The 21,774-nt window shown below is 45.1% G+C and carries 21 protein-coding genes; 16 read left to right on the forward strand and 5 right to left on the reverse strand.

Features of this window, described 5'->3' with window-relative positions; translation table 11 throughout:
• Positions 1–6: 6 nt before the first annotated feature.
• On the forward strand, positions 7–840 hold the full coding sequence (purU, locus tag FS373_RS01155; protein ID WP_144047482.1) for a formyltetrahydrofolate deformylase: 834 nt from the start codon (positions 7–9) through the stop codon (positions 838–840).
• 64 nt (positions 841–904) lie between these two features.
• Here the strand turns inward: purU and FS373_RS01160 are convergent, their stop codons facing one another.
• The 5 genes from FS373_RS01160 to map all read right to left on the reverse strand — a co-directional run bounded on the left by FS373_RS01160 (position 905) and on the right by map (position 6,571).
• Positions 905–1,249 (reverse strand): DUF3718 domain-containing protein, encoded by a 345-nt coding sequence (locus FS373_RS01160; protein WP_144047481.1) that lies wholly within the window; start codon positions 1,247–1,249, stop codon positions 905–907.
• Between the two features lie 375 nt (positions 1,250–1,624).
• A complete protein-coding gene (locus tag FS373_RS01165) occupies positions 1,625–1,969 on the reverse strand; it encodes a DUF3718 domain-containing protein (protein WP_144047480.1) in 345 nt (114 codons plus the stop codon).
• A gap of 242 nt (positions 1,970–2,211) precedes the next feature.
• Positions 2,212–3,036, reverse strand: a complete 825-nt coding sequence (dapD, locus tag FS373_RS01170) for a 2,3,4,5-tetrahydropyridine-2,6-dicarboxylate N-succinyltransferase (RefSeq protein WP_144047479.1) — start codon at positions 3,034–3,036, stop codon at positions 2,212–2,214.
• 66 nt (positions 3,037–3,102) lie between these two features.
• Complete coding sequence (gene glnD, locus FS373_RS01175; protein WP_152828881.1) at positions 3,103–5,682, reverse strand: bifunctional uridylyltransferase/uridylyl-removing protein GlnD; 2,580 nt, start codon at positions 5,680–5,682, stop codon at positions 3,103–3,105.
• A 91-nt stretch (positions 5,683–5,773) separates the two neighbouring features.
• The gene (map, locus tag FS373_RS01180; RefSeq protein WP_144047477.1) at positions 5,774–6,571 is read right to left on the reverse strand and encodes a type I methionyl aminopeptidase; all 798 of its coding nucleotides are present in this window, start codon (positions 6,569–6,571) and stop codon (positions 5,774–5,776) included.
• A 339-nt stretch (positions 6,572–6,910) separates the two neighbouring features.
• On the opposite strand from map, the gene rpsB reads away from it, so the two are divergent.
• From rpsB to rnhB, 15 genes are all read left to right on the forward strand, one after another.
• Positions 6,911–7,639: a 30S ribosomal protein S2 gene (gene rpsB, locus FS373_RS01185; protein ID WP_144047476.1), complete on the forward strand. Its 729-nt coding sequence runs from the start codon at positions 6,911–6,913 to the stop codon at positions 7,637–7,639.
• A gap of 116 nt (positions 7,640–7,755) precedes the next feature.
• Positions 7,756–8,604 (forward strand): translation elongation factor Ts, encoded by an 849-nt coding sequence (gene tsf / locus FS373_RS01190; protein WP_144047475.1) that lies wholly within the window; start codon positions 7,756–7,758, stop codon positions 8,602–8,604.
• Positions 8,605–8,693: 89 nt separating this feature from the next.
• Positions 8,694–9,434 carry a UMP kinase gene (gene pyrH, locus FS373_RS01195; RefSeq protein ID WP_144047474.1) on the forward strand — a complete coding sequence of 247 codons (741 nt, stop codon included), beginning with the start codon at positions 8,694–8,696 and terminating at the stop codon, positions 9,432–9,434.
• A gap of 98 nt (positions 9,435–9,532) precedes the next feature.
• Complete coding sequence (gene frr, locus FS373_RS01200) at positions 9,533–10,090, forward strand: ribosome recycling factor (protein ID WP_144047473.1); 558 nt, start codon at positions 9,533–9,535, stop codon at positions 10,088–10,090.
• A gap of 79 nt (positions 10,091–10,169) precedes the next feature.
• Entirely contained in the window at positions 10,170–10,964 is a 795-nt protein-coding gene (gene uppS, locus FS373_RS01205) for a polyprenyl diphosphate synthase (protein ID WP_144047472.1), read from the forward strand.
• 19 nt (positions 10,965–10,983) lie between these two features.
• Positions 10,984–11,841: a phosphatidate cytidylyltransferase gene (locus FS373_RS01210; protein ID WP_144047471.1), complete on the forward strand. Its 858-nt coding sequence runs from the start codon at positions 10,984–10,986 to the stop codon at positions 11,839–11,841.
• 4 nt (positions 11,842–11,845) lie between these two features.
• Positions 11,846–13,033: a 1-deoxy-D-xylulose-5-phosphate reductoisomerase gene (gene ispC, locus FS373_RS01215; RefSeq protein WP_144047470.1), complete on the forward strand. Its 1,188-nt coding sequence runs from the start codon at positions 11,846–11,848 to the stop codon at positions 13,031–13,033.
• Between the two features lie 18 nt (positions 13,034–13,051).
• Positions 13,052–14,419, forward strand: a complete 1,368-nt coding sequence (gene rseP, locus FS373_RS01220) for a sigma E protease regulator RseP (protein ID WP_144047469.1) — start codon at positions 13,052–13,054, stop codon at positions 14,417–14,419.
• A gap of 31 nt (positions 14,420–14,450) precedes the next feature.
• The gene (gene bamA / locus FS373_RS01225; protein ID WP_144047468.1) at positions 14,451–16,934 is read left to right on the forward strand and encodes an outer membrane protein assembly factor BamA; all 2,484 of its coding nucleotides are present in this window, start codon (positions 14,451–14,453) and stop codon (positions 16,932–16,934) included.
• 81 nt (positions 16,935–17,015) lie between these two features.
• The gene (locus FS373_RS01230) at positions 17,016–17,510 is read left to right on the forward strand and encodes an OmpH family outer membrane protein (RefSeq protein ID WP_144049059.1); all 495 of its coding nucleotides are present in this window, start codon (positions 17,016–17,018) and stop codon (positions 17,508–17,510) included.
• Between the two features lie 19 nt (positions 17,511–17,529).
• Positions 17,530–18,555 carry a UDP-3-O-(3-hydroxymyristoyl)glucosamine N-acyltransferase gene (gene lpxD, locus FS373_RS01235; protein ID WP_152828882.1) on the forward strand — a complete coding sequence of 342 codons (1,026 nt, stop codon included), beginning with the start codon at positions 17,530–17,532 and terminating at the stop codon, positions 18,553–18,555.
• 28 nt (positions 18,556–18,583) lie between these two features.
• Entirely contained in the window at positions 18,584–19,042 is a 459-nt protein-coding gene (fabZ, locus tag FS373_RS01240) for a 3-hydroxyacyl-ACP dehydratase FabZ (RefSeq protein WP_144047467.1), read from the forward strand.
• Complete coding sequence (gene lpxA, locus FS373_RS01245; protein WP_144047466.1) at positions 19,039–19,806, forward strand: acyl-ACP--UDP-N-acetylglucosamine O-acyltransferase; 768 nt, start codon at positions 19,039–19,041, stop codon at positions 19,804–19,806. Before fabZ ends, lpxA begins: the two co-directional genes overlap by 4 nt.
• A 72-nt stretch (positions 19,807–19,878) precedes the next feature.
• On the forward strand, positions 19,879–21,024 hold the full coding sequence (lpxB, locus tag FS373_RS01250; RefSeq protein ID WP_144047465.1) for a lipid-A-disaccharide synthase: 1,146 nt from the start codon (positions 19,879–19,881) through the stop codon (positions 21,022–21,024).
• Positions 21,025–21,067: 43 nt separating this feature from the next.
• Positions 21,068–21,724, forward strand: coding sequence for a ribonuclease HII (gene rnhB, locus FS373_RS01255; RefSeq protein ID WP_144047464.1), 657 nt, complete (start codon positions 21,068–21,070; stop codon positions 21,722–21,724).
• The last annotated feature ends 50 nt before the right edge of the window (positions 21,725–21,774 follow it).

Here is a 21,774-nt window from a genome sequence, read left to right on the forward strand (position 1 = left end):
GGAAGAATGGAAAGGAAAGTCTTGATAACAGACTGTGCCGATGCACAGGGACTGATCACAAAGATAACGGGTGTATGTTTTAAACATCAGCTTAATATCATTAAAAACAGTGAGTTTGTCGATAACGCTCAGGGGCGCTTCTTTATGCGAACTGAGCTTGAAGGGGTGTTTGATGATTCACTGATCTTATTTGACTTGAATGAAGTGCTTCCTGATTCGAGCCATGTGAAGCTAGTGAGCTTAAGTAAGAAGCGTATTGTGATCATGGTGACTAAAGAGGCACATTGTCTCGGTGATATCTTGATGAAGGCCTACTATGGCGGTCTAGATGTTGAAATTGCTGCGATAGTGGGGAATTATGAGACTCTTGAACCGCTAGCGGTTAAATTTGATATACCTTTTCATTTTATCTGTCATCAAGATATGACTCGCCTTGAGCATGAGAAGAAGATGATCGAGGTGATAGAGGCTTATCAGCCCGAATATGTGGTGCTCGCCAAGTTCATGCGTATCTTAACCCCTGAATTTGTAGCAAGGTATCCCAATCGCATCATCAATATTCATCATTCTTTTTTACCGGCATTTATAGGTGCCTCCCCCTATCGTCAGGCTTGGGAGAGGGGGGTGAAAATCATTGGTGCAACGGCGCATTTCGTGAATAACTGTTTAGACGAAGGGCCTATCATCAAGCAAGATGTTATTCCGGTGGATCATAGTTTTAGTGCCGAAGACTTAGCTAAGAACGGACGAGATGTTGAGAAGAGTGTATTAAGTAAGGCGCTACAGTTGGTATTACATGAAGAAGTTATCGTGTATGGGAATAAGACTGTGGTATTTTAAGTCACATAGGGTTTTAAAGGCGCAGGTGCGCCTTTAAATTATTCAGGAAATATTATGTGGAGTATTAAAAGTTCACGGGTAATACTTTAGATCTAGTGTTGTTCATAGCCAGATCAGTTATCGATGTCGTTCCTTGAATAAATGGAGCTATTTTTTTTGCTACGTGATTTGAGCCATTGGAAATAGCAAACTCATGAAAACTCTCGCCATTACAGACTAATCTTGGAAATATTCTGCGTTTGTTTATTTTATTTTTCATCATGGTTCTATTAAATCTGTATAAATTATCGGTTAATCCGGTCTTACAAATTTCTATAAGCTTCTGTTCCAGCTTAGGTTCCATTGCAGCCGAGGCGTTGAATGTAAGAGAGGTTAATATCAATGCCGTTAGTGTCATTACTTTTTTCATGTGTCGCTCCTAGCGTTACGTTATTAATACTTGAATAAATAGTTTGTTTTTGACATTGGTATATTAAAGCGGAGTTTTATAAATATAGCTTTATTGTATTTGTATCTAAGTGTATCTAAGTGTATCTAGACGTAAAGGTGGGTTCAGGAGGTTTCTGAAGGTAACAAAATATTATTGATTATTACTCTTAGTTATTTTAAATTTAGTTTTATTATATAGAAAAGCAAGATTTTTAACGATTGGTAAGTATCATACTTTAATATTCTTATAATCTATTTGTGTTAATGGTTTTCAGGTGAAGTAAGTATTTTTTATAGATAATAAAAAAGAGCCAGTAAAGGCTCTTTATGACATAAGTAATATAGAATATTAACTTTAATAGTTAACGGCCATTATTTCATCCGAACCATAGGTCATAGCAATATCTTTAATTGTTACCGTTCCCTTCATATAAGGGGAGATCTTGTTCGCCGTTTTATCTGCTCCATGGCTCAATGCAAATTGATGGAAGTTTTCGCCATTACAGACTAAGCGTGGGAAAATTCTCTGCTTGTTAATGTGGTAGCTCTTCATGGTATCTCTAAACTTATAAAGGCTGTTACTGGCTCCGGCTTTACAGACGGCCACAAGGGTGTTTTCCATATGAGCCGTCATGCCAGCTGAAACTGAAAATGCCATTGGAGATAGAGCGAACACTGCGATAGCGAGTAGTTTTTTCATGGGTTGCTCCTAGCGTCTTTTTCTTTAAGGGTTGTTATGATTTAAGCTGGTTTCTGCTAGGAATGCTGTAAGCTAGTTGTATACAAGTGTATCAGGATGTGGCGCTGGGAACAGAGTGTTTCACTGAGTAACAATTTGTGTTTTTAACTGAGTTGGCATAAAAAATCCCACCAAAAGTGGGATTTTAAAGATTGTCATCTTATCTATCAGCAAAGGTGACTAGCAGAGTAAACGGGCTAATTTTAGTCAACGATTCTTAGTAGTTCATTGATACCGACTTTACCGCGAGTCTTAGCATCTACTTTCTTGACTATGATGGCGGCGTAGAGGTTATATTTGCCACATTTTGAAGGTAAGGTACCCGATACCACGACAGAGCCGGCAGGAACGCGACCATAGTGGATTTCGCCAGTTTCACGATCATAGATACGTGTGCTTTGACCAAGGTAGACGCCCATAGAGATCACGCTGCCCTCTTCGACGATAACACCTTCCACGACTTCAGAACGTGCACCGATGAAACAGTTATCTTCGATGATAGTTGGACCTGCTTGTAATGGCTCTAATACCCCCCCTATGCCGACGCCACCTGATAAGTGGACATTCTTGCCAATCTGGGCACATGAACCTACTGTGGCCCAAGTATCGACCATGGTGCCTTCATCGACATAAGCACCAAGGTTTACGTAAGAAGGCATTAGCACTGTGTTTTTGCCGATGAAAGAGCCTTTACGTACTGTTGCCGGTGGTACGACACGGATAGCCTCTTCTCTGAAGCGCGCTTCATCATAATCGGCAAATTTCATCGGGACTTTATCGAAGTATTTAGTCTCTCCGCCATCGATAACACCGTTATCGAAAATTCTGAAGGAGAGCAATACAGCTTTCTTCAGCCATTGGTGTACGTGCCATTGGCCATCAATCTTCTCAGCGACTCTGGCTTCACCCTTATCAAGCATGTTAATCACTTTCTCAACATCAGCACGTACACTTGCATCTACTGTGCTAGGGCTGATCTCGGCGCGAGCTTCAAAAGCCGCCTCTATACGTTGGCGTAAAGCCTCCATTTACTTCTCCAGAATAAGTTATAAGTGAATGTTATATTAAAAACAGTGAATATTTATATGTTTGAGCTAATTTTGCTGTGGCCGATCTAGCGCTTGAGTCAAGTTATCACTCAACTCCTGCTGTTGAATCTGGCTCAATTGTTCTCCATCGGCATTCTGTAACATGAAGAAGTCCTCTGCACGCTCGCCTATGGTGGTTATCTTTGCGGCCATCAGCTTTATGTTACATCGGTATAATGTATCGCCGACTTTGGCTAATAGCCCCGGGCTATCTAAAGTGATGAGCTCCATCATGCTGGTTCCATGACGGCGTGATGGCAGGAAACTCACCTGAGTTTGCACTTTAAATTGCTTCATCTTGCGAGGGAGCTTCTTAAACTTAGGTAATTTAGGTGTGTCACCACTTAGGGCTTTTACCAGTGCCTTTTTAATTCCTTGAATACGTGCTATCTGTGCGACTGGGCTCCCATCCTGCTCTAAAATGACAAAAGAATCCAGCGCATAATTATCTTTTGAGGTCATGATGCTGGCATCATGGACATTGATGTTTTTATTGTCGAGCAAGGTCATCACTGTGGCGAACAGCTTAGGTTTATCCTGTCCATAGACAAATAGCTCGGTGCCGCCTCTGGTCGTATGCTTGGAGAGTATGACTAATGGCTCATCATGTTTGTGCTTGATGATGGCTTCTGAGTGCCAGGCTATCTGATTGGGCTGGTGGCGTAAAAAGTAATCGGCTTTAAATCTTTGCCATAACGCATCTAAACTCTTCTCTTTAATGCCTCGTCTGAGCAACTCTTTCTTGGCTTTAGCTTGATTTTCTCTCACCCGAGCCCTGATATCGACGGGTTTTTCTTTGCCTCTGGCTAACACCCTTTGGGTCGAAAAGTAGAGATCTCGCAGCAAAGAACCTTTCCAGTTGTTCCATGTTTTCTCATTGGTAGCACAGATATCGGCTACCGTCAGGCAATAAAGGTAGCTGAGGTGGACCGCATCACGGACCTTATCGGCAAATTCCGCCACCACATCGGGATCTGAAATATCGCGTCGTTGAGCCGTGATTGACATAACCAAGTGATTTTCTACCAGCCAGGACACTAGTCTTCCATCGTGATCATTGAGGCCGTGAAGTTTACAGAAGTCCCTCGCATCTATGGCGCCTAACTTACTGTGATTACCACCTCGCCCCTTAGCGATATCGTGAAAGATAGCGGCTAAAACCAGTAAGCCTTTCTTGGGCAGTTGATTGATCAGCACTGATCCCAGAGGGAACTCATCTTTCTGCTCCGGGTGAGAGAAGCGATCTATGTTTTGTAGCAGCCTGTGAGTATGTTCATCGACCGTATAGGCATGAAAGAGATCAAATTGCATCTGCCCCTCGATATTTCGCCATGCCGGTAGGTAGGCAGATAACACACCGTGACGATGCATCAAGGACAGCGAGGCAATGCCTCTGGGGTGTCTTAATATCTCTAAAAATATCGCTCTGCAATCGGCGTGGTTCATCAAGGGGTGGGGCTGCTGACGTCTGGCCTTACGCAGGCTTCTCAATGTCGGTGCATATATCCCTTTGATGTTAGAGTTTTTTGCCACATGCAGGAAAAGCTTCATTATTTCTACGGGCTGCTCGAAGATATCGGCGGTCAGGGATTCGATATAGGTGCCGCGTAGTTGATAATTATCATTTATCTTCTTTATTTCCAGTGCCTTGGTATGGCCTAGGGTTGCACGCTTAAACAGTTGTAATAGCATCTGGTTAAGCTCCATCACACGTCTGACCGTGCGATAGTAGCGTTTCATCATCTGCTCGACACCGAGTTGAGTCGAATCTTCATAGCCCATAAGATCGGCAACTTGGCGTTGAAGGTCGAACAAGAGTCGGTTTTCATCTCTGCCGGAGATAAGGTGCAGGGCAAACCTGAGTTCCCACAGGAAATACTGGCATTCGAGTAGCTCCTCGAGCTCATCCCTATCGAGAAAACCATGTTCGACCAGATCTTCTGCCTTGGCAGCATCGAAGTGCCTCATCGCTACCCAAGCGACCGTATGTATGTCTCTCAATCCCCCCGGGCAGGTCTTAAGGTTAGGCTCAAGATCGAATGCACTGGCCCTGGCGTGGCGAGCTAATTGCTCTTCTCGCTTGGCGATAAAAAAGTCACTTGCCGGCCAAAAATCGTCTTTGCGAATGCTCTGATACAGAGATTGGTAGAGCGTCATAGGGCCACATAATAATCTGGCCTCGAGCAGGTTAGTCACAACAGTGACATCATGACGACCTTGCTCTAAGGTTTGTGCCACAGTTCGTACACTATGCCCAACTTCTAGGCCTGCGTCCCACAGGAAGGCGATATACTGGCTGAGGGCGGTCTCCGCATCAGGACAAAGGTCAAACTCGACTAAAAATAGCAGGTCAACATCGGAATGTGGATGCAATTCGGCTCGTCCATATCCGCCAACGGCGATAAGTGCGATAGAAAATTTGTCAAGTCCGTGGCTTAACCACTCCTGTTGCAGTATCGAATCGACAAACTGACTACGCTGGGCGACGAGTTGTTTGATGGGGTCTTTATTGCGAAAGCGAGTCAGTAGTTCATCATTTTGATCGAACAGTGCCACCTTGGCAATTTGCGCCGATTCAATGGTCATATAGTTCCCTTAATCCCTAAGCTAGCGGGTTGAGCACACAAAAGTACCAATTAACTTAACTGGTACTCAGTATGGAAGAGGCTGACTATTATCAGTGGTTGATGATTCTTGGGAAATCTTCCTCTGAGCGTAGGGTCAATACTTCAACACCAGTCTTGGTGATCAGCAAGGTATGTTCCCATTGGGCGGAGTTTTTACCATCGGAAGTGGTCACTGTCCAGTTGTCATCCTTATCTAAAATACAGGTGTGACGACCCGCATTTATCATGGGTTCAATAGTGAAACACATGCCTGGACGTAAAACTGTTTTATCGCTATTTTTGTAGTGCATGACCTGAGGCTCTTCATGGAAGCCTGCACCTATGCCGTGACCACAATAATCTTTGACTATGGTGTATTTTTCCAGGCCGGTTTTCTTGGTCTTGATAAACTTCTCGACTATGGTGCCAATTTCACCCAATTTCATTCCCGGACGCACCTTACGTATGCTGGCATATAGACTTTCTTGAGCGACACGGCACAGGCGCATATCCTTGGGGCTAACATCACCAATTAAAAACATCTTAGATGTATCGCCATGGAAGCCATCTTTGATCACGGTAATGTCGATATTGATGACGTCACCGTCTTTCAGGGCTCGGTCGCTGGGAATACCATGGCAGATCACCTCATTGACAGAGGTGCAGATAGACTTGGGAAAGCCATGATAATCGAGAGGGGCCGATATCGCGCCATTATCTTCGGTAAACTTGGCACAGATATCATTTAGCTCGTTAGTGGTGACACCGGCTTTTACGAAGGGGCCCACCATCTCTAAGACTTCGGCCGCTAACTTGCCTGCAGCCCGCATTTTCTCTATCTCTTCAGCAGTCTTTATCACTATACTCATTTAGCTATCTCTCGTGTCTCGATTTATGAGGGTTTTAGTGCGCATTTTATTAGTGTAAAACACACGGAAAATTTGTGTTCTCGGTCCTAATATGGTATAAAGCGCGCCGTTATGTTTGACTCTAATCTCATCTTTGGTGGTGTGAAGATACTCACTATTCAATGTAATAGGGATTCTAGCAAAAAACCTAGGATGTAGAGTTAAGATGGCGGCCATTATACATGGCTATTTATTAAATACTAAATCACACACGTATCGACACATTCTTCGGGGTGCCTGTATAGGTCGAAGATATGGGATGCGTGGAGGTCTAACCCCCAAATAATTTAAGGTAATAAAATGACTACAGTTTCAATGCGCGACATGCTTAAAGCCGGTGTTCACTTCGGTCACCAGACTCGTTACTGGAACCCAAAGATGAAGCCTTTCATCTTTGGTGCCCGTAATGGTGTTCACATCATCAATTTAGAGCACACTGTGCCTATGTTCAATGAAGCGCTTGCTTTCATCAGCAACGTTGCTTCAAAGAAAGGTAAGGTTCTTTTTGTTGGTACTAAGCGTGCTGCAAGCGAAGCAATCAAAGAGTCTGCAATTTCTTGTGACCAGTACTATGTTGATCACCGCTGGTTAGGCGGTATGTTGACTAACTGGAAAACAGTGCGTCAATCAATCAAGCGTCTTAAAGATCTTGAAAGCCAGTCTGTAGATGGTACTTTCGACAAGCTTACTAAGAAAGAAGCTTTGATGCGTACTCGTGAACTTGCGAAGCTAGACAAGTCTCTTGGTGGCATTAAGAACATGGGCGGTCTGCCTGACGTTCTTTTCATTATCGGTGCAGATCACGAGCACATCGCTGTTAAAGAAGCTAACAACCTGGGTATCCCAGTTGTTGCTATTGTTGATACTAACTCTTCACCAGACGGCATCAACTACATCATTCCTGGTAATGATGACGCTATGCGTTCTATTCGTTTGTACACTGAGTCTGTTGCTTCTGCCGCTAAAGCTGGCCGTGGTCAAGATCTTGCTGTTCAAGCGGAGCAAGACGGTTTCGTAGAAGCCGAATAATAGGGTCGATGATTTTCATCCCTTATTAACCAAGATACATGATTGGTGAGCAGGGGCCTTAAGGCCCCTGTTTTATATCTAGTGAATTTGTAGACTTATCTATAGAGGATTTAACAATGGCAATTACTGCTGCCCAAGTTAAAGAACTTCGTCAACGCACTGGCGCTGGCATGATGGATTGTAAGAAAGCGTTGGTTGAAACCGATGGTGACATCGAACTAGCGATTGATAACATGCGTAAGAGCGGTGCTGCGAAAGCTGCTAAAAAAGCAGGTAACATAGCTGCTGAAGGTACTATCCTGATTAAAAATGGCGAAGGTTTCGCTGCACTTTTAGAAGTTAACTGTCAAACAGACTTCGTGGCAAAAGATGCAAGCTTCCTAGCATTCGCTAACGGTGTACTAGAGGTTGCAGCTGCATCTAAAGTATCTATCGAAGAGTTGAAAGCTCAGTTCGAAGAAACACGTGTTGCATTAGTGACTCAAATCGGTGAAAACATCAACGTTCGTCGCGTTGAGTACATTGATGGTGCAAACCTTGCCTCTTACCGTCACGGTGAGCGTATCGGTGTTGTTGTAGCCGGTGAAGCTGACGAAGAAACGCTAAAGCACGTCGCAATGCACGTTGCTGCTTCTAAGCCTGAATTCGTTAACCCTGAAGATGTTCCAGCTGATCTAGTGGAAAAAGAAAAAGCACTTCAGATCGAAATCGCTATGAACGAAGGCAAGCCTGCAGAGATTGCAGAGAAAATGGTTTTCGGTAGAATGAAGAAGTTCACTGGTGAGATATCTCTTACTGGTCAAGCTTACATCATGGAGCCTAAGAAAACTGTTGGTGCAATTCTTAAAGAGAAAGGCGCTACTGTATCAGGCTTCGTTCGTTTAGAAGTTGGCGAAGGTATCGCGAAGAAAGAAGAAGATTTTGCTGCTGAAGTTGCTGCTACCATAGCTGCTACTAAGGCTTAATCTCCTGTTGTAAGCACTCCTAAGACCGCGGCACTTGCTGCGGTCTTATTGTATTATTTTACCTATCGGCATCAATCGGGACTATAAAAATGAGCACGAATCCTAAACCTGCATTTCGACGTATTCTTCTCAAACTCAGTGGTGAAGCCTTAATGGGCGAAGAAGGCTTTGGCATAGATCCTAAAGTCTTAGATCGCATGGCTCAAGAGATTAAAGAACTGGTTGAGCTCGGTCTTCAGGTAGGTGTTGTTATTGGTGGCGGTAACTTGTTCCGTGGTGAGGGGCTTGCACAAGCGGGTATGAACCGCGTCGTTGGCGATCATATGGGTATGCTAGCCACAGTAATGAATGGTTTGGCGATGCGTGATGCTCTACATCGTGCTTACGTCAATGCTCGATTGATGTCAGCTATCCCGCTCAAAGGTGTCTGCGATGATTATAATTGGGCCGAAGCCATTAGCTTGCTAAAGTCCGGTCGAGTCGTCATTTTTGCTGCCGGTACGGGTAACCCTTTCTGTACCACAGATTCAGCAGCTTGTTTGCGGGGTATCGAAATCGAAGCCGAAGTCGTGATTAAAGGCACTAAGGTAGATGGCGTCTACTCAGATGATCCAGTGAAGAACCCTGATGCAGTAATGTATGATGAAATGGGTTACGATGAAATTCTGGAGAAAGAATTAAAAGTGATGGATCTTGCTGCATTTACCATGGCAAGAGATCACAACATGCCTATATTGGTATTTAACATGAACAAGCCTGGTGCCCTGCGTCGAGTCATTATGGGTGAACGGGAAGGCACCATGATCAAATCAATGACAACAACCAACTAAAATTATTGTAATATCCAGTCAGCAAAAAGTTATCGACTTAGTGTGACTGGCTAGTCCTATGACTAAGAATTTAGTGACTCATTTAAAGGATATTTAACGTGATAAACGAAATCAAACAAGATGCTCAAACACGTATGGCTAAATGTATAGAAGCCACTAAGACTCAGATGGCTAAGGTTCGTACGGGTCGTGCTCATCCTAGTCTTTTAGATTCGATTAAGGTCTCTTATTACGGTTCAATGACGCCGCTTAAGCAAGTGGGTAACGTGACTATCGAAGATTCACGTACTCTGGCTGTTTCTGTGTTCGATGCGACTATGATCAAAGCGGTAGAGAAGGCAATTATGACTTCAGATCTAGGTCTGAACCCTATGTCTGCCGGTGCCGTCATACGCATTCCACTTCCAGCATTGACAGAAGAGCGTCGTAAAGACCTTATCAAGGTTGTTCGCGCCGAAGCTGAAAATAGCCGAATCTCTGTTCGTAACGTGCGTCGTGATGCTAACTCGGAAGTTAAAGCATTAGAGAAAGAGAAAGAGTGTACCGAAGATGACGTGCACCGCACCGAAGATGAGATTCAAAAATTCACCGATGCGCATATTAAGCAGATCGATGATCTTTTGTCTGCAAAAGAAGCAGAGTTGATGGAAGTCTAATCTAGGGCTAAGAAACTAGAGTTCAGACGCCGTGTAGCGGTATACTACACGGCGTTTGCTTTTTTAAGGGTTGTAATAGATGTCAATCGATTCCCAGTCTGGTTCTGAGTTCTCTCCCGAGGAGATTGCAGAACTTGTTAAACAGTCTAAGCCTAAACACGTCGCCATCATTATGGATGGTAACGGACGTTGGGCGCAGGCGCAGGGGAAACCCAGAGTAATGGGGCACAAGGCGGGAGTAAAAACCGTCAGACGAGCAGTGAGTACCGCCAGAGAGATGGGGATCGGCTCGTTAACGTTATTTGCATTTTCGAGTGAAAACTGGCGCCGACCCGATAAGGAGGTTTCCCTCTTGATGGAACTCTTCTTTACAGTGTTGCAACGAGAAATAAAGCTGCTGCATAAAAATGGTGTCAGGCTCAATATTATCGGCGACATCAGTCGTTTTTCTGACCGTTTACAGAAACAAATTGCCGCAGCTGAAGCGAAAACAGCCGGTAATAGCGAGCTAATACTCAATGTTGCGGCTAACTATGGTGGTCGTTGGGACATCATGCAGGCGGCACAGGCACTGGCTAAAAAAGTGGAAAATGGTGAAATGAACAGCAGTCAGTTCACCGAAGAGGCCCTAAGTCAGCATTTATGCATGCAAAACCAAGCCGAAGTTGATTTAATGATACGAACGGGCGGGGACTATCGTATCAGTAATTTCATATTATGGCAGGCAGCCTATGCCGAGTTGGTTTTTACTGACACTTTATGGCCTGATTTTGATGAAAATGCTTTTAAACAGGCTGTTGCAACTTTTGCATCTCGTCAACGAAGGTTCGGCCTGACTGGTTGCCAAATAGAGACGATACAGTCCGAGTCATAATTTTTTTGAGGGTTTTTTTTTGCTAAAACAACGAATAATAACAGCAATGTGGTTAATTCCCTTGGTTTTGGGAGCGGTTTTTTTCCTCCCTACAGAATACTTTGCATGGGTATTAGTGCCGGTATTTCTGATTGCAGCCAAGGAGTGGGGACAGATCATCGATAAACGCTGTCAAATAACGCAGTGGAGCTTTACCATCACCATAGGTGCGCTATTAATCGCACTCAACCTGTTTGTTCCTAGCGATGAGCTTTGGTTTAAAGGTCATCTGCATCCGGTCTACCTGGCTATCATCTTGATTGGAGCCTTGTGGTGGGCTATCTCACTCTTATTGGTGCTCTCTTTTCCGAAGAGTTCGGCTCTGTGGCAAAAGAGCCACATGTTCAAGTCTATGTTTGGGCAGCTTACCCTGATTCCTTGCTTTGCAGCCTTGATTGCGCTCAAGGGGCTAAGTTCTGAAACAGACCCTTATTACGGTGGGATCTTAGTCTTCCTGGTTATGCTTGTGGTCTGGGCTACCGATAGCGGAGCCTATTTTGCGGGCAAAGCCCTTGGGCGTACTAAGTTGATGCCTAACGTGAGCCCGGCCAAGACTATCGAAGGATTAGTCGGCGGTTTAATAACCAGCATGATTATTGTGATCGGCGTGATGCTGGTTTCACCAGAGCAGGAGCTAGGCTTGGTCGTTGCTGTGACTTTATTTATCGCCCTAGTCTCGGCGGTGGGAGACTTGTCAGAGAGTATGTTCAAGCGGGTGGCCGACATTAAAGATTCAGGCACCATCTTGCCCGGGCATGGTGGCATACTCGACCGAATAGACAGTCTGACAGCTGCATTACCTGTATTTACACTTATTTATATCGCATTTTGGATGTAATCTAATGCAAAAAATGGTCATACTTGGTGCAACAGGATCGATAGGTGCGAGCACCTTAAGTGTCATTGGCAACAACCCTGAGGCATATTCCATATATGCCTTGGTGGCGAATACCAATGTAGATAAGATGTTAGCTCTGTGCATAGAGCATAAGCCATCGATTGCCCATATGGTCGATGTAGACTCCGCCAGGCTCTTGCATCAGCGGTTACCTGCAGGTTCTGGTGTTGAAGTCACTACAGGGGCTGCTGAACTCGATGATCTTGTCAGTGCACCTTGCGTCGATACCGTTATGGCCGCAATTGTTGGCGCCGCGGGTTTACTGCCGACTTTAGCTGCTGTTAAAGCGGGTAAACGAGTCCTACTTGCTAATAAAGAGTCGCTGGTGATGTCTGGCAGGCTGTTTATTGAAGCAATGAAGGCCTCTGGTGCGCAAGTATTGCCTGTAGATAGTGAGCATAATGCAATATTTCAGGCTTTACCTGAGTCGATTCAGAGCAATATTGGCTATTGTGATCTAGATGGTGCGGGAATATCGCATATTTTATTGACTGGTTCTGGGGGCCCTTTTCTTACTTCTCCTCTGGATTCCCTTAGCGCCATGACACCGGCGCAGGCTTGTAAGCATCCTAATTGGTCTATGGGCCGCAAGATATCTGTCGATTCAGCCAGCATGATGAACAAGGGGCTCGAGTATATTGAAGCGCGTTGGTTGTTTAATACTACTCCTGAGCAGCTGAAGGTCGTCATTCATCCTCAGAGTGTGATTCACTCTATGGTTCAGTATCGAGATGGTTCAGTTTTAGCTCAGTTGGGTAACCCGGATATGCGTACGCCAATCGCTCATTGTATGTCTTATCCCCAAAGAATTAACTCAGGAGTTGAACCTTTGGACTTTTTCAAAGTCGGACAGTTAAGCTTTCTTGAACCGGATTTCGAACGATTCCCCTGTCTTTCTCTTGCTATTGAGGCTTGTAAGCAAGGTCAGGAAGCGACGACGGTGTTAAATGCAGCAAATGAAATCTCGGTTGCTGCATTTTTGGAAAATAAGTTAACGTTTACTGATATAGTCAAAGTAAATGAAACGTGTTTAAGTAAGGTATCTATGAGCTCTTTAAAGAGTCTGGATGATATCATCGCATTAGATACACAAACACGCAGATTTGCTTTAGAGTTGGTAGCAAAGATTTAACTACCTCAAAGGATGGGAATGATCGACTTTCTATGGAACTTAGGTTCCTTCGTTATTGCATTAGGTATCTTGATTGCCGCACATGAATATGGCCACTTTTGGGTAGCCAGGCGTTGTGGTGTAAAAGTAGAGCGTTTTTCTATCGGCTTCGGTAAGGCGATATGGCGAAGAGTCGGTAAGGATGGCACCGAATATGTGTTAGCCATTATTCCCCTTGGCGGCTACGTCAAAATGCTTGATGAACGCGTGGATGAGGTTCCGGAAGAACTAAAAGATCAAGCGTTTAACCGAAAAACAGTATGGCAGCGTATCGCTATTGTTGCTGCTGGACCAATGGCTAACTTCATGTTTGCCATTGTTGCACTCTATTTTATGTATCTTATTGGCGTACCGGCACTCAAGCCTGTCATCGATGCTACGCGTATCGATAGCCCTGCGGCGCAAATTCAAATTCATGAACCTATGCTGATAACTTCGGTCGAAGGTAAACGTGTTCGCAACTGGGAAGAAGTGACTTATGCCTTGGTGAGTGAGATTGGTGAGCCACATATTGATATCACCTTAACTCCTCTGGAATATAGTGCAGATGGAACGCTAGGCACTAAATATAGATTAAACACGGAATCTTGGAAGTTCGATCCGGATAAAGAGTCGCCAATCGCTTCATTAGGACTCGATTTCTATAGACCAGAAATAACACCTGTTTTAGGATTAGTGAGTCCTGATGGCGCCGCCGCGGCAGCAGGCCTGGAAGTCGGAGATACCTTAATTGCCGTTAATGGCACGCCCTACGGTGGGTGGGACGATTTTGTCAGCAAGATAAAAGCATCGGCCAACCAAACTTTGTTTATTACAGTCAAACGGGCCGGTGAGCAATTTAAGCTAAAAGTGATCCCTAGTGAACGCAAGGGGCCCCAAGGTCAAATCGAAGGGGTTATCGGTGTTGCGCCGACTCAGGCAGATTGGCCTGAAAATATGAAGTTACAGCTCGAATATGGCTTCATCGATTCATTTGGCGTGGCAGCGGATAAAACGTGGCAACTTATCTCTGTCAGCTTTAAGATGATTGGCAAACTGATCACTGGCGATTTGTCTGTTAAAAATTTAAGTGGACCCATATCTATAGCACAAGGTGCTGGCAGCAGTGCTAGTTATGGTTTGGTTTACTTTTTAGGTTTCCTCGCATTAATCAGCGTTAACTTAGGTATTATCAATTTACTGCCTTTGCCCGTGCTAGATGGGGGACACTTGTTGTATTACTTCATAGAAGTGATCACAGGAAGGCCTGTGCCAGAAAAGGTACAGGAAATTGGATTCAGATTTGGGGCAGCCATGCTGCTGATGTTGATGAGCGTCGCGCTTTTCAACGATTTCTCCCGACTCTGAGCAAGGACACACACATAATTAGAAGTGCTCTATGAGATTTAATAAACTTTTTGCCTCGATGGTATTAGTCGGTGCGTCTTTATCAGGGAACGGTTGGGCAGAAACATTCCAGCCATTTGAAGTCACAGATATTCAGGTCCAAGGACTACAACGCGTAGCTCTAGGTGCTGCCTTACTGACCATTCCAGTCAAGGTAGGTGATACTGTCGATGAACTTAAACTTCAACAAGCGATTAAAAGCTTATATGCCTCGACAAACTTCGAACATATCGAAGTCAGTCGAGATGGCGGTGTTCTGATTGTTACAGTCAAAGAACGTCCGACCATCAGTTCGGTTACCTTCGAAGGTAACAAGGACATTAAGGATGAACAGCTTCAAGAGAGCCTAGATGGCTCTGGCGTCAAGGTGGGTGAGTCATTAGACAGAACCATGCTCGCCGGTATCGAAAAGAGCCTACAAGATTTCTATTATGGTGTTGGCAAATATGGCGCTAAAGTGGAAGCAGAAGTGGTTAATTTGCCTCGTAATCGAGTCGAATTACAATTTAACTTCACCGAAGGTTTAGCCGCCGAAATCAAGCAGATCAACGTAGTGGGTAACGAAGTTTTCACCGATGCCGAGTTGATTGGCATGCTGGAACTTAAAGATTATGTCGCTTGGTGGGATCTGTTTGGTGAGCGTCGTTATCAGAAGCAGAAACTTCAAGCGGATCTCGAGACTGTAAAGAGCTTCTATCATAACCGCGGCTATATTCGCTTCGACGTGACTTCGACTCAGGTCGCTATGACCCCAGATCGCAAAGGCTTGTATATCACCATCAATGTCGATGAGGGTGAACAGTACACTGTGACTGAAGTTAACCTGACCGGCGACCTGATGGGGCGCGAGAAGGTGATGAAGGCCATTCTGCCTATCAAGGTTGGTGACACTTATAATGGTGCCGACGTGACATTTGCCGAAGAGATGTACGGTAAGTATCTAGGTCGTTTCGGTTACGCATACCCAGAAGTTCAGACTTACCCTGAAATTAATGATGAGACAAAAGAGGTGAGCCTCAATGTCAATATTAATCCGGGTAAACGCGTCTACGTGCGGAGCATTAATTTTTCCGGTAACCAAGTGACTAAAGATGAAGTCTTGCGCCGTGAGCTGCGTCAGATGGAAGGTGCCTGGCTTAACTCGGCTCAAGTCGAACAGTCGAAGGCGCGTCTGAATCGTCTGGGTTACTTTGAAACTGTCGATACCGAAACGGTACAGGTTCCCGGCACCGACGATCTGGTAGACATAGCGTTCAACGTGAAGGAGCAACCTTCGGGTTCATTCAATGCCGGTGTGGGTTATGGTACCGAGTCTGGCATGAGTCTGCAGTTTGGTGTGCAACAGAGCAACTTCTTAGGCACGGGTAACCAGGCGGGTATTAACCTCAATACCAACAAGTACTCTAAGAATGTGAACTTGTCCTTTACCGACCCCTACTTTACCAAAGATGGGGTCAGCTTAGGCGGCAGCATCTACTGGAACGAGTTCGACGCCCACGAAGCTAACCTTGAGCGATACAAGAACAGCTCCTATGGTGTTGCACTTAACTCGGGATTCCCGATCAACGAATATAACCGTATCAACGGTGGTATAGGTTACCGTCATAACACCATCTCGGAAATTTCGGCCTATGAGCAGGCACTTAGGTTTTATAACATCTACCGGGATTCGGATGATCCTAATGCCGATCTGGCTTTCAATAACTTCGAGGCTAATTTAGGTTGGTATCGCAGTACATTGAACCGAGGCACCTTCCCGTCGGACGGTTCATCTCAGCGTTTAAGTACTAAGGTGACGATTCCAGGCTCAGATCTGCAGTATTTTAAGGCAGATTTTGATACTAGTTTCTATTTCCCACTCACTCGCAGTCACAACTGGGTAGTCTTAGCGAAAGCACGTTTTGGCTATGGTAATGGTTATGGACAATTTAACGATAACGACCAAATCCTACCTTTCTGGGAGAACTACTATTCAGGCGGTAGCAGTTCACTGCGTGGTTTCAAGTCTAATTCGGTTGGGCCTCGTTCATTCTATTTGAGCCGTGGCTTAGAGCCTTGCTCTCCTGATGCTTCAGGAGATGGATGTTATCTGCCGGGGGATCCAAACAAGATCCAGGTGAGTGATGGTCGCTCTATCGGTGGTAATGCGATTGCAACTGCCAGTTTTGAAGTGATTGTGCCTACACCTTTCTTGGATGAGGCTTATTCAAACTCGGTGCGTACCAGTTTCTTCTTCGATGCGGGTAACGTGTGGGATACCGAGTTTGATTATGATTCATATAGATACCTTCCGGCTCATGAATTTGATAAACTTGCAGATTATTCTGATCCCAGCAGAATTCGAGCTTCTGCGGGCATGAGTGTTCAGTGGTTATCTCCTATGGGACCTATGGTATTCAGCTTGGCGTGGCCTGTTAAGGAATACGAGGATGATGAAACTGAAATCTTCTCGTTTAACATTGGTAAAACTTTCTAAACTAACATTTTCAAAAATGAAATAGTTTACATACAGAATAATCGGCAAGTTTTGCTGAAAAAGGAGTTTATTGTGAAAAAGATGTTTAATCGCGCGATGATGGTATTGGTTCTTCTTAGTGCACCAATTGCGGCGCAGGCAGAGAAGATTGCAGTGGTAGATATGCAGGCTGTTTTCGAGCAGTTACCTCAGCGTGAGCAGGTGAGTAAGACATTGAAGGCTGAATTTGGTGATCGGGTTGCTGGCGTACAGAAAATGCAGGAAGAGCTGCGTGGCATGCTTGAGAAGCAGCAACGTGATGGCGCATTAATGAGCGAGTCTCAGAAGACTGACATGGTACGTAAGATGGAGTCGATGAAATCTGAGTTGCAGCTTAAGGGCAAGGCGCTGGACGAAGATATGCGTCGTCGTCAAGGTGAAGAGCAGAATAAGCTACTGGTTAAAGTTCAGCAGGCAATCAATGCTATCGCAGAGAAAGAGAGCATTGATATGGTGCTTCAGCGCGGTGCGGTGATCTATGTTAAACCAACATCAGATATCAGCAGTAAAGTTGTCGAAGCACTCAGTAAAGGTTAATGGTAAAGGCTAATCATAAATGAAAAGCTATACCCTAAAAGAGCTAGCTAGTATATTAGGCGCAGAGATTCGAGGTGATGAGGCATTGGAGATATCCAGTGTCGCGACTCTGGAGAATGCGACTCAAGGTCAGCTCTCTTTTTTAGCTAATGCTAAATATCGCGCTCAGCTGGAGAATACTCAGGCGAGCGTAGTGCTCATTTCAGCCCAAGAGGTCGAAGGTTTTACCGGTAATGCTCTGGTATTAAACGATCCCTATGTCGGCTTCGCTCGAGTTTCTCAGCTCTTGGACACTACACCCAAAGCCGCTATTGGAATACATGACTCTGCGGTGATTCACCCTTCGGTTAAGTTAGCCGAAGGTGTTGCAATAGGCGCTAATGCGGTGATCGGTGAAAACGTTATCCTTTCTGAAAACGTTCAAGTAGGCCCAGGTTGTGTTATTGGCCAAGACTGCATCTTAGGTTCAGGTACTCGTCTGTGGGCGAATGTTACTCTGTATCATGATGTACATCTGGGGCAAGACTGCATCATACATTCGGCTGCCGTTATTGGCTCCGATGGCTTCGGTTACGCCAATGAACGTGGTCTATGGATTAAGATCCCCCAAACGGGCGGCGTTCGTATCGGCAATCGAGTCGAGATAGGTGCCAGCACTACGGTGGATCGCGGTGCTATCGAACATACCCAAATACATGATGGTGTGATACTGGATAATCAGGTACAGATAGCCCATAACGATATAATCGGTGAAAACACTGCAATTGCCGGTAACTCGACAATTGCGGGTAGCACGCAGATTGGTAAGTTCTGCATCATAGGTGGAAATAGTGCCGTTGCCGGTCATTTAAGCATCGCCGATGGTACTCATATCTCAGGTGGCACTAATGTCACCAGTATTATTCGCAAGCCTGGGGTGTATACATCTACAACTGTCGCCATGGAAAATAAGTTATGGCGTAGGAATACCGTAAGATTTAGACAGTTAGATGAACTTTTTCAACGAGTTAAAAAGCTTGAGAAATCGAATCAAACAGAAAATTAACTGCCGAGCGGCAGCCTAAGGAAAATGTGTGTCAAATGAATTAAATACCATGGATATCAAAGAGATAATGAATTCTCTGCCCCATAGATATCCTTTCTTATTGATCGATCGGGTTTTGGATTATACTCCGGGGGAGTCTCTGCACGCGATAAAGAACGTCACAATCAATGAACCTTTCTTTCAGGGACACTTCCCGGTTCAACCTGTGATGCCAGGTGTATTAATTCTAGAAGCCATGGCCCAAGCAACGGGTCTGTTGGCTTATAAATCTATGGAAGCTGCGGCAGAGGAGTCTCTCTACTACTTCGCCGGCATAGATAAGGCGCGTTTTAAGCGTGTGGTTGAGCCTGGTGATCAACTACACTTTGTTGTTAACTTGATTAAAGAGCGCCGTGGGATTGGGGTGTTCGCTGGTGAAGTCCGAGTTGATGGTGAGCTAGTATGCTCGGCACAAATCATGTGTGCTCGCAGAGAGATTAAAAAGTGATAGATAAATTAGCGTATATTCATCCCGATGCCAAAATTGGTAACAATGTGACCATAGGTCCTTGGACCTATATTGGTGCCGATGTGGAGATTGGCGACGATTGTTGGCTAAGCTCTCATGTCGTTGTCAAAGGCCCAACGGTTATCGGCAAAGGCAATAAAATCTTTCAATTCGCCTCTGTAGGTGAAGATTGCCAAGACAAGAAATATTCGGGTGAAGCAACGCGACTCATCATGGGCGATAATAATATCGTGCGTGAATCTGTGACCATTCATAGGGGGACCACTCAAGATAAGGGTGAGACTCGTATAGGGTCAAACAACTTATTTATGGCTTATGTACATATCGCCCATGATTGTGTGGTGGGTGATAATGTGATCATGTCGAACAATGCTTCTATTGCCGGTCATGTCCATGTCGGAGATTGGGCTATATTAGGTGGACTCACAGGTGTGCATCAGTTTGTTCATATCGGCGCCCATGCGTTTACAGCCGGTTATTCATTGATCTTGCAAGACGTGCCACCTTTCGTGATGGCATCGGGTCAACCTGGTATTCCTCGTGGATTGAACAGTGAAGGCATGAAACGCCGTGGCTTCTCGAAAGAGAGTCAGATAGCGGTTAGAAGGGCCTATAAGACACTCTATCGTAAAGGTTTGACAATCGATGAGGCTATCGCTGCATTATCGGAAGAGTCAGATGATGAGCAAGTTAAGTTTATGATTGATTTTGTCTCTAATTCCAATCGTGGCATCATCCGCTAGGCCTCTCTTTAAAGAGCCCTATACTAAGGGCTCTCTATTCTCCATTCGTTACTATTTTAAGACTCGTATCCTATGAGTGAAAACAGACAGATGATATTTGCTATGGTTGCCGGAGAGATCTCCGGTGATATTTTAGGCGCCGGTTTAATCGAGGCGCTGCAAGAATGCTACCCCAATGCTCGATTTATTGGTATTGGCGGACCTCGTATGGAAGCCCTAGGTTTTGAATCTCTGTTTTCTTATGAAGAGCTTGCCGTGATGGGCATAGTTGAAGTCTTGTCTCGTCTTCCTCGATTATTGAAAGTTCGTAAAACCTTGATCGATGAAATTTGTGCTATTAAGCCCGATTGTTTCATCGGTATCGATGCCCCAGACTTTAATATTGGCCTCGAGCTCAAGCTAAAAAATCGGGGGCTCAAGACGGTGCATTATGTCAGTCCTTCGGTGTGGGCTTGGCGACCGAAACGCATTTTCAAAATAGCCAAGGCGACAGATATGGTATTGTCATTGCTGCCTTTTGAAAAAGCGTTTTACGATGAACATCGAGTACCATGTACATTTGTGGGCCATACCTTGGCGGATGATATTCCGCTTATCAGTGATAAAATTGAGGCGCGCACCGCGCTGGGGTTAGCGCTTCAAGCGGAATATCTCGCGGTTTTACCCGGTTCTCGTGGTGGTGAACTTAAGCTGTTAGCCGAGCCTTTCGTTCGCGCGGCTAAGATAATCAAGCAGAAATACCCCGATATTCGTTTCGTGACTCCAGTTGTGAATGCTAAGCGTCGTGCTCAGTTTGAAGCGGCACTGAAAACATATGCCCCGGATCTTGAAATCCATATCATAGAAGGCCACTCGAGAGAGGTGATGGCCGCAAGTGACTGCATCTTGTTGGCTTCAGGGACCGCGACTCTGGAAGCCATGCTAGTTAAACGGCCCATGGTCGTTGCCTATCGTGTTAGCCCGATCACTTATCGCATAGCAAAATCATTGATGCTGATTGACAAGTATTCTCTACCGAACCTGCTCGCTGGAGAGGATTTGGTGACCGAACTCATTCAGGAAAACTGTACTCCAGAGAAAATTGCATCGGCAGTCTCTATGCAGCTCGACGGTGATTTTAGCAAACTCGAGAAGAAGTTTCTTGAACTCCATAGTCAGTTGAGATGCAACGCGAGTGCTCGCGCCGCAGAGGCCGTGGTTAAGCTCATCTCCCACTAGCTATACATTTTCAGTTTTAGCGCTCAGTTAGCAGGTATTAGGCATGGCAGTATTTAAAGGTATTACTCCCCAGCAGATAGACATCTTGAGTTTGGGGTTATACGCAGGCGTTGACGAAGTCGGTCGTGGGCCACTGGTTGGTAATGTGGTCACCGCAGCGGTGATTTTGGATCCTAAGAATCCTATCTTAGGGCTCAATGACTCTAAGAAGCTGACCGAGAAGAAACGTGAGTCTCTGTTCACCGAGATCCATGAAAAAGCGCTTTCCATTAGTGTTGGTCATGCGACGCCAGAAGAGATAGATGAACTCAATATTTTACATGCCACCATGTTAGCCATGCAGAGGGCCGTTGCTGGGTTAGAGATTAAACCCGTGAAAGTGTTAGTCGATGGCAACCGGACCCCCACTTTTCATCATGGCGACAACACAGAGCTCGTCTTAGAGGCTCATGCCATAGTGAAAGGTGATGGTTTGATTGCAGGCATCAGCGCTGCTTCAATTGTCGCCAAGGTTATCCGTGACAGAGAGATGGAACTGCTCGATATGGAGCATCCTCAATATGGTTTCGCTAAACATAAAGGCTATCCAACCAAGGCTCATTTTCAAGCCTTAGAGCAACATGGTGTGCTAGCTGAACATAGGAAGAGCTTCCGCCCGGTAAGAGATAGATTAACAAAGGATCTGGAAGCCAGAAGCTAGGTACACATTTTGTTCCTTTTACTTACCATTCTGGCTTGGTTTGTCTGACT

The organism is Shewanella sp. YLB-07, from assembly GCF_009377275.1.

Excerpts from the sequence above, each read along its gene's own strand:
- tsf (WP_144047475.1), top strand. The coding sequence starts at position 7,756 with ATGGCAATTACTGCTGCCCAAGTTAAAGAACTTCGTCAACGCACTGGC.
- lpxD (WP_152828882.1), top strand. The coding sequence starts at position 17,530 with ATGAAAAGCTATACCCTAAAAGAGCTAGCTAGTATATTAGGCGCAGAG.
- purU (WP_144047482.1), top strand. The coding sequence starts at position 7 with ATGGAAAGGAAAGTCTTGATAACAGACTGTGCCGATGCACAGGGACTG.
- uppS (WP_144047472.1), top strand. The coding sequence starts at position 10,170 with ATGTCAATCGATTCCCAGTCTGGTTCTGAGTTCTCTCCCGAGGAGATT.
- FS373_RS01230 (WP_144049059.1), top strand. The coding sequence starts at position 17,016 with ATGTTTAATCGCGCGATGATGGTATTGGTTCTTCTTAGTGCACCAATT.
- pyrH (WP_144047474.1), top strand. The coding sequence starts at position 8,694 with ATGAGCACGAATCCTAAACCTGCATTTCGACGTATTCTTCTCAAACTC.
- dapD (WP_144047479.1), bottom strand. The coding sequence starts at position 3,036 with ATGGAGGCTTTACGCCAACGTATAGAGGCGGCTTTTGAAGCTCGCGCC.
- rseP (WP_144047469.1), top strand. The coding sequence starts at position 13,052 with ATGATCGACTTTCTATGGAACTTAGGTTCCTTCGTTATTGCATTAGGT.
- rpsB (WP_144047476.1), top strand. The coding sequence starts at position 6,911 with ATGACTACAGTTTCAATGCGCGACATGCTTAAAGCCGGTGTTCACTTC.
- FS373_RS01165 (WP_144047480.1), bottom strand. The coding sequence starts at position 1,969 with ATGAAAAAACTACTCGCTATCGCAGTGTTCGCTCTATCTCCAATGGCA.
- rnhB (WP_144047464.1), top strand. The coding sequence starts at position 21,068 with ATGGCAGTATTTAAAGGTATTACTCCCCAGCAGATAGACATCTTGAGT.
- FS373_RS01160 (WP_144047481.1), bottom strand. The coding sequence starts at position 1,249 with ATGAAAAAAGTAATGACACTAACGGCATTGATATTAACCTCTCTTACA.
- glnD (WP_152828881.1), bottom strand. The coding sequence starts at position 5,682 with ATGACCATTGAATCGGCGCAAATTGCCAAGGTGGCACTGTTCGATCAA.
- ispC (WP_144047470.1), top strand. The coding sequence starts at position 11,846 with ATGCAAAAAATGGTCATACTTGGTGCAACAGGATCGATAGGTGCGAGC.
- map (WP_144047477.1), bottom strand. The coding sequence starts at position 6,571 with ATGAGTATAGTGATAAAGACTGCTGAAGAGATAGAGAAAATGCGGGCT.
- lpxB (WP_144047465.1), top strand. The coding sequence starts at position 19,879 with ATGAGTGAAAACAGACAGATGATATTTGCTATGGTTGCCGGAGAGATC.
- bamA (WP_144047468.1), top strand. The coding sequence starts at position 14,451 with ATGAGATTTAATAAACTTTTTGCCTCGATGGTATTAGTCGGTGCGTCT.